This is a genomic window from Polymorphospora sp. NPDC050346, assembly GCF_040655695.1.
Taxonomy (GTDB): Bacteria; Actinomycetota; Actinomycetes; order Mycobacteriales; family Micromonosporaceae; genus Polymorphospora; species Polymorphospora lycopeni.
On record NZ_JBFAKM010000010.1, the window covers coordinates 195,286 to 207,037 of the forward strand.

Here is an 11,752-nt window from a genome sequence, read left to right on the forward strand (position 1 = left end):
GCCGTCAGGCGCCGTCGGACAGGACGACCGTGCCGGTGGCGCCGTCGACCGTGATCACCTGACCGGTACGGATCAGCCGGGTGGCGTCCCGTACGCAGATCACCGCCGGGATGCCGTACTCCCGGGCCACCGTCGGGCCGTGCGCCAGCGGCGCCCCGATCTCGGTCACCAGGCCGCCGGCGGTCAGGAACAGCGGCGTCCAGCCGGGATCGGTGGTCGGGGCCACCAGGATCTCGCCGGGTTCGAGGTACGCGTCGGCCGGGTCCCGCACCACCCGGGCCGGTCCGGTGACCGTGCCCGGTGCCGCCGCCAGCCCGGCCAGCGTCCCCTCGCCGGCCGGCTTCGCCGTACGCAGCGCCTCGACGTCGGTGCCGTCGGAGAGCAGGGCGACCGGGACGTGGGTACGGCGCCGCTCCCGGTCGTACGCCAGCCGGCGGGCGGCGACCAGCTCCCGGTGGTCGACCTGCCGGTGTACGGCGGCGTCCGCCTCGGCGAGGTCGAGGAACATGATGTCCTGCGCCTCCTTCAGCAGCCCCTGGCCGGCCAGTTCGGCGCCGACGAGGAGCAGTTGCCGGCGCATCTCGCCCAGCGGGTAGAGGCCGGCGAACTTGCCCAGCTCGCGCAGGCCGCCGAGTTGCCGGGCCCGGCGCAGGAGGAAGACCGCGATCCGGCCGCGTACCGGCCGGCGCCGGCGGACCCGGCGGGCCAGGTCGTCGAGCGTCGCCGTGGCCGTGCGCGCCGCCCGCGCGAACCTGCGGTCGGGGGCCTGGTCCGGGTCGGTGATCCGCAGGTAGTTCGCGATCGCGGCGAACACCGGCGCCGGATCCTCGGCCCAGCGCGGCACCCCGATGTCGATCTCGACGGCGGCGCGGTGCCCGAACCGGTCCAGGAACCCGGCCAGCCCGATGTCGGGAAGTTCCCCGGCGAGATAGCGGGCGGCCAGTTCGGCCGCCGGGACGCCGAGCAGCAGCTCGCGGTGTCCGCCGGCCCGTTCGGCGATCTCCCACAGCGCCAGGTCCATCTCGATGGTGATGTTGTGCGGCATGCCGCCCAGCACCGTGCGGACCTCGGCCTCGGTCGCGACGCCCTTCAGCAGCGCCGCCGGTGCGGCGCCGGCCAGGATGCCGGCCATCAGTGGCCAGATCATCCGCTCCAGGTTCCGGGTCGGCAGCCCGACGTCCGCGACGAAACGCAGCCGCCGCGCGGCCGTGTCCAGCCCGGGCGGGGCGACGGACTCCCGCCGGAACTCGTCGACCGCGCGCAACGCCCGGTCGCGGGCCGGTGCGGGGCGGGCCAGTGCCCGTACGACGCCGGCGACGGCACGCGGGGCGACGCGCAGCAGCGGCCCGACTCCGCCGCCCCGGCGGGCCGGCTTCGGGTCGGGGGCGAAGCGCGGATCGGCCAGCACCTGCTCGACCACGGTCCGCACCCGGGGGCCGAAGTCCGCCTCCACGAACTTCGGCAGCCAGCGGTCGGCGCCGGGGCGGCGGACGGTGTCGGTGAGGTCGAAGTAGAGGCGGCCCCCGATCTCGACGACCGAACTGTCGTTGCCGGACCGGCCGTCCTTGCCAGGACGGCCCTCCTTGCCGGACCCGCCGCCGATGCCCGCGGCGACGGCCCGCAGCGCCGCGACCCCCATCGGTGTGAACGGCTGCAACACCCCCTGGAACTGCCCGCCCAGCTCCAGGTAGACGCGGGGACCGGGCCGGCCGGTCTGCGGCGGCACGGGGAAGAGGGTGGTGACCGGCCGGGACTGGAGCAGCCAGAGCACCCCGTCGTGGTCCACGGCCCACTCGACGTCCTGCGGTGTCCCGGCCCGGTCCCGCAGCCGCCGGCCGGCCGCGTACAGCTCGGCCAACCGCTGCGGGGCGAGGCAGCCGTCGACCCGGTCGGGGCGGCCGTCGGCCGCCAGTACGTAGTGGTCGGCGTCCACCGCCCCGTCGACCAGGGCGGCGCCCGGCCCCGGCGCCGCGTCGACGACCATCTCGGACCGGCTCCCGGTGACCGGGTTGGCGGTGAACAGCACCCCGGCCACCGCGGCGTCGACCATCCGCTGCACGACGACCGCCATCCGCGCGGCACCGACTCCGCTGGCCGCGCGGTAGGCCGCGACCCGTTCGGAGTCCAGCGAGTCCAGGCAGGCGCGGACCGCCTCGAGCAGGTCCGGCAGCCCGGTCACGGAAAGGACCGTGACGTGCTGTCCGGCGAAGCTGGCGTCGGGCAGGTCCTCGGCGGTGGCGCTGGACCGTACGGCGACAGCGCCGCCGCCCATCCGCTCGTACGCCCGCTCGATCTCCCCGACCGGGAGCGTCCCGCCGACCAACGCCGTGGTGGTGACGCAGAACCCGCCGGGCACCCGCTCACCGGCGCGGATCATCCGGGCCAGGCCGGCCGCCTTGCCACCGACCAGGTCCGCCATGCCGGTGTCGATTCCGGCCAGGTCCACTACCGCGATGTTCATCCCTGCTCCTTCAACAACTCGACCATCGACCGGATCACCGCCTGCTGTGCGGGAGGCAGTTCGCGCGACGTCACCTCCAGCCAGTGGCTGGAGTCGGGATCGTCGAGACTGTCCACCAGCGCCGTCACCATCTCGTCCGGCAGGTGCGCGGCGAGGTCGGCGGCGAGCGCGGCGACCCGCGGGTCGTCCGGGGTGGCGTCGGCGAGTTCGTCCATCCGGGCGTTGAGCGCGTGCCCCCGCCGCACCGCGTCCGGCTCGGTGAGCGGCCGGAACAGCGCGGCGAACCCGTCGCGGTGGGCCGGTTCGGCGGCGGCCTCGATCAGGCCGAGCACCTGCCGGTCGAACGCCGCGAACCGCGACCCGCCGGCCGGCAGCCCACCCAGGACCTCGGCCAGGGCGGGCGACATCGCCGAGTCCGGACCGAGGTCGGTCGCGGCCAGCAGCGCCGCCAGCCGGTCCCGCCGGGTCGTGATCTCCGCCTGCTGCCGGGCCAGGTCGGCGTCCAGTTCCAGCAGTACGTCACGCAGCTCGCGGCCCTCGTCGTCGGCGAGCACGTCGCGGATCTCGTCCAGCGACAGGCCCAGCTCGGTCAGCCGGCGGATCCGGGCGAGCACGACCGCGTCCCGCAGTTCGTACTCGCGGTATCCGTTCAGCCGCCGGCCCGGTTCGGGCAGCAGCCCCTGGTGGTGGTAGTGCCGCACGGTCCGGGTGGACACCCCGACCAGCGCCGCCAGTTCGCCGATCCGCATGACCACCAGTAGAAACGTTGACGCTGCGGCAAGGTCAAGCGAACCGGCGAACCGGCGGTCGGTGTCGTGACCGGCTCAGTGCTGCTGCTTGGTCAGGTCGAGGCTGCGGGGCACGAGGATGTAGACGACGGCCGCGGCGGCGAGCATCGCCAGGCCGCCGACCAGACCGATCTGCACCAGCGAATCGGTGAAGGCGTCCCGGGCACGGGCGGCGAGTTCCGGTACGCCGGCCTGCGCGGCGACGTGCAGGGCGGCACCGAGCGACTCCTGTGCGGCGGCGACGAGCGAGCCGTCGACGCCCTCCCCGGTCAGGCCGGCGAGCCGGTCGCGGTAGAGCGCGGCGGCGACGCTGCCCAGGATCGCCACGCCGAGCACGTTGCCGAGGTCGTACGCCGTCTCCTCGATCGCGGCGGCGTTGCCGGCCTTGCTCTGCGGGGTGCCAGACATGATGATCGCCGACGCGATCGCCAGCGACCCCGAGCCGGCGCCGAGCAGCGCCAGGGCGACGAGTACCGCCGGATAGCTGAGCGGCCCGGCGGCGGCGTAGAGCACGAGGAAACCGACGCCGGCCACGGCCAGCCCGCCGGCGAGGACGGTACGGGCCCCGACGCGCCCGGCCAGCGCGGGTGCCAGCGGCGCGGCGACCACCGCCCCGGCCGCCATCGGCAGCAGGTGCACCCCGGCCTGCAGCGGCGACTGGCCCTCGACCAGTTGCAGCCACTGCGCGACGAGGAGCAGCAGCGCCGCCATCGCGAACATCGACACCAGCGCCGCGACCGTGCCGGCCGTGAACGGGGCGCGGGTGAACAGCCGTACGTCGAGCAGCGGGTCCGGCCGGCGCAGGCAGCGCAGCACGAACCAGCCGAGCAGCACCATCGCCAGGGTCAGCGCCGCCCAGGCGGCCGGCTGGGCCAGCCCGTCGTCGGCGAAGTACTTGGCGAACTGCTTGATCGCCCACACCAGCGACACCATGCCCACGATCGCCAGCACGGTCGCCACCACGTCCCAGCGGGGCGGGGACGGGTCACGCGCCTCCGGCAGCAGCAGCCGCCCGGCGACCAGCGCCGCGACCATGAGCGGCACGTTGACCAGGAACGCCGCCTGCCACGAGAAGTGCTCCAGCAGCAGTCCGCCGACGATCGGTCCCACCGCGGCGCCCAGCGACGACACCGCCGCCCACACCCCGAGCGCGGTCGCCCGCTCGCCCGGATCGGTGAACACCGTACGGATCATCGACAGCGTGGTCGGCATGATCATCGCTCCGCCGACGCCCAGCAGGGCGCGTACCGCGATCACCGCGTTCGGGGTGTCGGCGGCCAGGACCAGCAGCGACGCGGCACCGAAGACCGCGAAGCCGCCCAGCAGGAGCAGCCGGCGGCCCCACCGGTCGGCCAGCGCGCTCATCGGCACCAGCAGACCGGCGAGGATCAGCGAGTACGTGTCGACGATCCACAACTGCTGGTCGGACGTCGGCGACAGGTCGGCCGCGAGGTCGGGCAGTGCCACGTTGAGCACGGTCATGTCCATGACGACCACCAGCAGGCTGGCCGACAGCACGGCCAGGCAGGCCCACCGGCGCGCCCTCGACAGGCCCGGGGCCGGCTGGACGTCCTGCGGCGCGCTCATCGCCGGCTCCCGTCGTCGGGACGCATCAGCGCCGTCACCGCCCTGGTGATCGCGGTGAGGTCGAGGATCTCGTCGTGCAGCATCGCGTGCACGGTCACGCCGTCGGCGTAGACCGCCAGCGCCGTCGCGGTGCCCGCGTCGACGTGGTTCGACAGAACCTCGACCAGGCCGTCGAACCAGCGCAGCGCCAGTGGGCGCAGCGCCGGCCGCTGGGTCGCGGCCAGGTAGAGCGCGGTGTCGGCCTGCACCCGCGTCGGCTCCAGCAGGTAGCCGTGCAGGATCCCGGCCAGCACGGCCGGGTCGCCGCCGTGGGCCGCCAGCGTCTCGGCGACGGCCGCCAGCTCGGTGTCGATCCGGTCGGCGAGCAGGCGCAGCGCCTCCTCGCTCAGCTCCTCCAGCGAGGAGAAGTAGTACGTCGTCGCGCTCAGTGAGACCCCGGCCCGGGCGGCCACCCGCCGGTGGGTCAGGTCGGTCAGTCCGTCCTCCACGATCAGCGCCGCCGCCGCTTCCACGATCGCCCGCCGGCGGCCCTCCGGGTCGCGCCGCGACCGCTCGATCGGCGCGCTGCCGGCCCCCACATCCACGTCAGGCATCTCCCACCCCATCAGGTACGGATGTACTAGTACGAGCGTACCAGTACATCTGTACCTGACTGTCAAGGGTGAGTCGGCGTTGGTGCCGTCACGCGACAGAACCGCACGGTGGTTTCCGTGTGCCGATGTTCGACACTGCGGCAGCCCGACAAGCTGCACACTGGCCACGGATGGCACGCATTCCTGTACCAGCACGCTCCGTGCCCGCTCCGATGAAACGCGGTCGCGCCATTGAGGTCATCGAGCTGTATTGGTTCGGGCAACCCACGCGCACCCGTACGCGATCCGCCACGGCCCCGAGGCCGTGGCGGGCAGGTGGGGCACTGGTGTGCCTACTCTGAAGGCGGGGAGGCGATCGTTTCGGAGATGCCGGACGCCCAGTGGAGGGTGAGGATCGTGGATCAGAAGTTGAAACGCGGTTGGGTTCCCGCTCTCCGCCAGTCGAGGCCCTTCGGTCGAGGGACCTTGTGCCTGCCGTCAGCCTGACGCCCGACGGCACTACCCTCAGTGAGGCAGCTCGCGCCAAGCCGGGTTGCCCCCGCGCCAAGCCCTCGCGAGGATGCTCGCCGAGCTACGGCTGAAGCACTCCAGCACCTCTGAACGGCCGTGCGCACCACCGATCTGCGCCTGCACTTCCCAGCGACGACCATCGGTACGAATGTAGATGTCGCGACGCCTTCGTGTCGCCGCCTCCCCGTTCCACCAGTGCTCCTCGACGATCACCCGCCGACCGTACCAGTAGGAGCCCGGACGGCCGGCAGCGTAGCCGCAAAGCCGTTCGGCTCAGACGAGACGCTGAATCCGTACCTTCGGTCGCTCGCCCGTTGTCGCCTGCTCCTAATTGGTTCGTTCGCCACAACGTCCTCAACTCGGCAGTTCCGGACGGTTACCGACCTGCCGATGGCACGCTCCGTGTGCCCGGATCGCGGCATGTCCGTATACGTGATCATGGCGCTGATCTCTGTCTTGGTCAGCATGAGCTGCCAGTCTTCGCGGCGAAGCCGCTCCGCGCGGTCTGATGTCCCACCCAGGCCGCTCCACCTCAGCGTCCCCGCTTAGTAGCGCGGATGGCGAGCAGCAAGAGGGCAACCAACCCGATCACGCCGGCCATGGCCAGCCCACCCCCTAGCCAGGCCTGGCGCGCGCCCCACAAGCCCGGCTTGCGGTCCGGCCGCTCGGCGGCTGGCACCGTGGCCAAGATCTGATCCACCCGGTCCTGGATCTGGCGTTGCTCAGCGCTCGACAGCCCATCGCCGCCGAGCCCTTCGGCCAAGGCCAGCACCTGCTCGTTCTGCGCGTCGGCGAAGCCGGGCAGGTCGTTTCTGGCGTATCCCCCGACGACCCCCGCATACCCTGGTCGGCAGCTCAGCGGCTTTCCGTCGGTCACGTCGAGGTGCAACTGCCGCGCGCCGCCGCATTCGTCGCCGGGGCGTTTGAACTGGACCACGTACACGCGATCCGCCGCGCGCTGGTCCAGGAACCCAGCAAGCGCGCTCACGCCACCGAACGCGACGAGCCCGACCGAAACGATGGCCACGAGGCAAGCCAGCAACAGACGCAAGGAGACCCCCAATATCCAAGCGATTCTATGCCACCAACGCGCCACGGAAGTCCGCTACTGCTCTCGGCTTGTCCAGGATGCCTGCCACCCTTGACGACCGGACGGCTCAGGGTCGTCAGCGCGTACGGTCAGCGGCACGACAGGACGGCCTCGCACCTGGACGTACCACCGCTGACGGCCACCGAGTGATGGGGTGCTTCGGCGCCGACGCGCACTATCGGCGGCATGAGCGAGTACCTGATCAAGCGCGCGTTCACACGGTCCCTCGGTGCGAGCCTGGCGTGCTTGAGAGGATGTTCGAGATCCGCTACTCGGGTCAGGTCTCAGGTGACCCTCGCGATCTCGGCACGTAGTTCGAGCGCGAGGACGCCGGTCTCCTCGCAGTAGTCGGCGGAGTTGTTGGTGGCGAGGAAAATCATCATGCGGAGCATGCCCCGACCACCCAGGCCCGCCGGTGCCCGGGAAGGCAACCACGGCGTGAGTCGGGATCTGCGCAACTGAGCCACCGGCCAACTGGCGGAACTGCTGACCGCCGGCTCGGCACCCTACCGCCGTACGCGAATCCGGTCGACTGACCGCCGGCCACCGGCGCCCGTCCGTGACCATGCGGACAGCCGGAAATGCGTTTCTCCGATTGCAGGCACTCCATAGGATCTCCGGTGATCAAGGAGGATGACACAGTGGGTGATTTCCAGCAGTTCGTGACGGATGTGACTACACGTCTGTCCGCGATGTCCAAGGACGAGCTGTACGTCGTCGGTGACGGTCTCGACCGGGACTCACTCTGGCTCACCTTTCTCGATTCCTTCCCTGCCGGCACCAATCTCCGGTTCCGTGAGCGGTCCGAGTACGACTGCTCGACCTGCCGCGGGTTCATCAAGAATTTCGGTAACATCGTCGAGATCCACAACGGACAGGTCCGCTCCGTCTGGTCCGGGGTGTCTGCATCCGACCCGGTTTTCTCCATCGTCGCCGCCGCAATGGACGAATTCGTCAGCACGCTGCCGTTGTCCACCATTTTCCGGTCCACCGAGGCGCAGTACGGGACGAGGACGACCCGGACGCTGCGCGACGGCCAGGTCGAGGTGTGGCACCACCTGCACGGCCGGGTGGAGAAGCGGCATCGCATCAAAGACGTCGGCGCGGCACGGGGCACCTTCGACGCCGCGGTACAGGTGTTCCGGCGTGGCCTGGCCGAGCTGACCCAGCACGCTCTGGACACCGTCGTCGACCTCATCGACGACAACGCCCTCTACCGCGGCACGGAGCATCGTCGGGCGGTGACCGAGTTCCGGTCACTGCAGAACCGGTGGACGAAGGCGACCGACGGACAGGCCTTCATTTTCGCCAACGCCATGAACCCGGCGGCCCGGTTCCGCAACACGGTGATCGGCACCCTTGTCCAGGATCTCTCCGCGGGCGTCGACCTGGAGCAGGCGGTCCGGTCGTTCGAGACGAAGGTGGCACCGCAGAATTACCAGCGCCCCACGGCGTTGATCACCCCGGCCATGGTCAAGGCTGCCATGAAGACCATCGACGAGTTGGGCATCGAGGAGTCGTTGCAGCGACGGTTCGCCCGGCTGTCCGACGTGTCGGTTACCAACGTGCTATGGGTCGACAACGACACACAGTCACGCATGAAGGACGGCATCGAAGGGCTGCTCATGCAGGCGGCCACCATGAGGTCGGCAGGTGCGCGCCTTCGTGACGCGAAGCCGGAGGAGACTCCCGTGGTCACCTTCATGAAAGACATCCTGCCTGGCGCCGCGACCATCGACCTGTGGGTCGCCAACAGCCACGAACCGCACTTCGTCAGTCTCACCACCGGCCGGCACCCGGCCGCCCCGCGGCTGTTCACCTGGGACAACGATTTCGGCTGGTCCTACAACGGCAACGTCACCGACTCGATCAAGGAGAAGGTCAAGCGGGCCGGCGGTAACGTCACCGGCAAGCTGCGGGTGAGCCTGTCCTGGTTCAACCACGACGACCTCGACCTGCACGTGTTCGAACCCAACGGCGACCACATCTGGTACAAGGAGAAACGCAACAAGCTGGACGTCGACATGAACGCGGGCGGGATGTTCTCGCGCGAGCCGGTGGAGAACGTTACCTGGACCGACAACGTCCCCGACGGCGAGTATCGGATCGAGGTGCACCAGTTCAACAAGCGGGAAAGCACCGAGGTCGGCTTTGTGATCGAGACCGAGAGCAACGGGAAAATCGAGCATTACAGCCACGAGCGGGCGGTCGGCCACAAGGAGACCGTCGAGGTGGGCCGGATGACGGTCGCCGACGAGGTGATCACCGCTTTCCGGCCGGGTAAGGACATGCAGCCGGGCAGCGCAGGCAAGAACCTGTGGGGAATCACCACCGAACAGTTCGTGCCGGTGTCCACCATCATGTACTCGCCGAACTACTTCGACGACGGCGAGGTCGGCAACCGCCACTACTTCTTCATCCTGAAAGGGTGCGTGAACGACCAACCGACCCGGGGAATCTACAACGAGTTCCTCCGCGGCGACCTGCAACCGCACCGCAAGGTGTTCGAGGTTCTCGGCGATCGCACCAAGTGCGAGCCGTCCCCGGATCAGCTGTCTGGCCTCGGCTTCAGCTCCACGGTCCGCAGCTCTGTGGTCGCCAAGGTGACCATGACCGACGGCCGGCGCCACCTCATCAGTATCCAGTTCTGATTTCCTACCCAGAAAATTTGAGAGGCCATCGTGACCATTTTTGAAAAGGCCACACGGGAGAAATTCCGCTACCCGTCGGCCAAGGGACTGCTGACCACGGAACAGCTGTGGGAGCTTCCGTTGACCGCCATGTCCGGCTTCAGCCTCGATGACGTGGCCAAGGCGGTCAACGCCGAACTCAAGGCCATCGACACCGAGTCGTTCGTGGCCACCGAGACCAATCCGGCCAAGGCAACCTTGGAGACCAAGTTGGAGGTCGTCAAGCACGTCATCGCCATCCGCCTCGCGGAGGACCAGTCGGCGAAGGCGGCGGCAGCCAAGAAACTGGAGAAGGAAAAGCTGCTGGCAGTCCTGGGCCGCAAGCAGGACGCGGTCCTGGAGAATCTGACCGAGGCAGAGCTGCTGGCCCGAATCAACAACCTGTAGCCCGCTGACAATCAGCGTTTGCCAGCAGGCCCGCACATCGCCGAGAAGTACGGTCGCCATGCAAGACTTGCGCGACCAGGCCGGCGCCCACGGCCACTTCTCGGCGAACTCACATCGGTACGACAGCGAGCGCGACGTCCGCTCATCGGCTACTTGTTTCATTGACCTGCGACCGTTGCCCGGCCAGGCTTCGGTCGAGGCGCCCGGGCTGTCGCTCTCACATCGGCTGCCCACGCTGGTCGTGTGGCTCTCTTTTGGCCTGCGCGGCTCCGGGCGTCGCCCCAGGGGCGGGGAGAGGCTCAAGAGGGGTTTGCTCGGCTCGAAGTAGCGTTGCCCTCCCGGCTCGACAACCAGATGGATCGAGCATCGGAGGACGCTGTGACTGTCACATCGGACCGTGTGGTCATCGGGATGGACCCGCACAAACGCTCTGCCACGATCGAGGTCATGGCCGGCGACGAGACCGTCGTTGGCGGCGGCCGGTTCGACACCGACCGCGACGGCTACACCGCGATGAAGACGTACGCCAAACGGTGGCCGAACCGGGTCTGGGCGATCGAGGGCTGCCAGGGAATCGGCCGGCACATCGCCAACCGGCTGCTGGCCGATGGCGAGCAGATCGTGGATGTGCCGCCGAAGCTGTCCGCCAGGGCGCGGGTGTTCGCCACCGGGCAGGGCCGCAAGACCGACGCCACCGACGCCCACTCCGTCGCGCTGGTGGGTACCCGGATGGCAGGACTACGTCCGCTGGTCAACGACGAACAGCTCGCCCTGCTGCGGATCCTGGTCGACCGGCGCCGATCCCTCGGCGAGGACCACACCCGAATGGTGTCCCAGCTGCACCAGCTGCTGCTGGAACTCATCCCGGGTGGCGCGAAGAAGAGCCTGTCCGCCGCCCAGGCCAAAGCAATGTTGGCCACGGTCCGCCCCCGTGACGTGGTCGGCAAGACCCGACGCCGGGTCGCCGCGGAACTGATCAGCGACCTCGAACGGGTCTACCGACGATCCAAGGAGGCCGACAAGGAGCTGAAGGACCTGGTCGCCGCCACCGGCACCACGCTGATGGACCTGCACGGCATCGGACCCTCCGGCGCCGCCCGGCTGTTGGTCGAGGTCGGCGACATCAGCCGGTTCCCCAACCGCGCCCACTTCGCCTCCTGGAACGGCACCGCCCCCATCGACGCATCCTCCGGCGAACAGGTACGACACCGGCTCTCCCGTGCCGGGAACCGGCAGATCAACCGGGTGCTGCACATCATGGCCACCGTCCAGCTGCGTAACCCCACCGAAGGCCGCACCTACTTCGACCGGAAGAAAGCCTCCGGCAAGACATCGATGGAAGCGATGCGTGCGCTCAAGCGACGCCTGTCCGACATCGTCTACCGGCGCATGATCAACGACACCGCAGCCGCCACGACGACGGGCCCGGGAGGACAACGGGAAACGGCTACCGACTCCAGCGCGACCGGCTCACATCCCCACGCCGGCTCTTCGGACAAGTCACTTCCCGGACCCGCCGCAACCCAGCATAGAACCCCACTCCCGCCGGCGTCTTGACACAGAGGGGAGCCAGAAGAGGGCGTATCGGCTTGCGAAAAGTGTCGGGGAGGTAACGGACCGTGTGGTCTGGATCGGCGGCGGCGCGT

General features: G+C 69.7%; 9 protein-coding genes. 3 read left to right on the plus strand and 6 right to left on the minus strand.

What is annotated here, in order from left to right:
• Positions 1-4: 4 nt before the first annotated feature.
• The 6 genes from AB0I42_RS13490 to AB0I42_RS13515 form a co-directional block, all read right to left on the minus strand.
• Positions 5-2,461: a PEP/pyruvate-binding domain-containing protein gene (locus AB0I42_RS13490; protein WP_357537118.1), complete on the minus strand. Its 2,457-nt coding sequence runs from the start codon at positions 2,459-2,461 to the stop codon at positions 5-7.
• On the minus strand, positions 2,458-3,210 hold the full coding sequence (locus AB0I42_RS13495; RefSeq protein ID WP_357537121.1) for a MerR family transcriptional regulator: 753 nt from the start codon (positions 3,208-3,210) through the stop codon (positions 2,458-2,460). The genes AB0I42_RS13490 and AB0I42_RS13495 overlap by 4 nt, the downstream gene beginning before the upstream one ends.
• 75 nt (positions 3,211-3,285) lie before the next feature.
• Entirely contained in the window at positions 3,286-4,836 is a 1,551-nt protein-coding gene (locus tag AB0I42_RS13500; RefSeq protein WP_357537123.1) for an MFS transporter, read from the minus strand.
• The gene (locus AB0I42_RS13505; RefSeq protein WP_357537125.1) at positions 4,833-5,429 is read right to left on the minus strand and encodes a TetR family transcriptional regulator; all 597 of its coding nucleotides are present in this window, start codon (positions 5,427-5,429) and stop codon (positions 4,833-4,835) included. The genes AB0I42_RS13500 and AB0I42_RS13505 overlap by 4 nt, the downstream gene beginning before the upstream one ends.
• A gap of 504 nt (positions 5,430-5,933) precedes the next feature.
• Positions 5,934-6,152, minus strand: coding sequence for a hypothetical protein (locus AB0I42_RS13510; protein WP_357537127.1), 219 nt, complete (start codon positions 6,150-6,152; stop codon positions 5,934-5,936).
• A gap of 319 nt (positions 6,153-6,471) precedes the next feature.
• Positions 6,472-6,990 (minus strand): hypothetical protein, encoded by a 519-nt coding sequence (locus AB0I42_RS13515; RefSeq protein WP_357537129.1) that lies wholly within the window; start codon positions 6,988-6,990, stop codon positions 6,472-6,474.
• A 680-nt stretch (positions 6,991-7,670) separates the two neighbouring features.
• On the opposite strand from AB0I42_RS13515, the gene AB0I42_RS13520 reads away from it, so the two are divergent.
• From AB0I42_RS13520 to AB0I42_RS13530, 3 genes are all read left to right on the plus strand, one after another.
• Positions 7,671-9,680 (plus strand): hypothetical protein, encoded by a 2,010-nt coding sequence (locus AB0I42_RS13520; RefSeq protein WP_357537162.1) that lies wholly within the window; start codon positions 7,671-7,673, stop codon positions 9,678-9,680.
• Positions 9,681-9,710: 30 nt separating this feature from the next.
• Entirely contained in the window at positions 9,711-10,106 is a 396-nt protein-coding gene (locus AB0I42_RS13525) for a hypothetical protein (protein WP_357537131.1), read from the plus strand.
• Between the two features lie 378 nt (positions 10,107-10,484).
• Positions 10,485-11,663: an IS110 family transposase gene (locus tag AB0I42_RS13530; RefSeq protein ID WP_357537133.1), complete on the plus strand. Its 1,179-nt coding sequence runs from the start codon at positions 10,485-10,487 to the stop codon at positions 11,661-11,663.
• Positions 11,664-11,752 lie beyond the last annotated feature (89 nt).

Excerpts from the sequence above, each read along its gene's own strand:
- AB0I42_RS13500 (WP_357537123.1), bottom strand. The coding sequence starts at position 4,836 with ATGAGCGCGCCGCAGGACGTCCAGCCGGCCCCGGGCCTGTCGAGGGCG.
- AB0I42_RS13495 (WP_357537121.1), bottom strand. The coding sequence starts at position 3,210 with ATGCGGATCGGCGAACTGGCGGCGCTGGTCGGGGTGTCCACCCGGACC.
- AB0I42_RS13490 (WP_357537118.1), bottom strand. The coding sequence starts at position 2,461 with ATGAACATCGCGGTAGTGGACCTGGCCGGAATCGACACCGGCATGGCG.
- AB0I42_RS13505 (WP_357537125.1), bottom strand. The coding sequence starts at position 5,429 with ATGCCTGACGTGGATGTGGGGGCCGGCAGCGCGCCGATCGAGCGGTCG.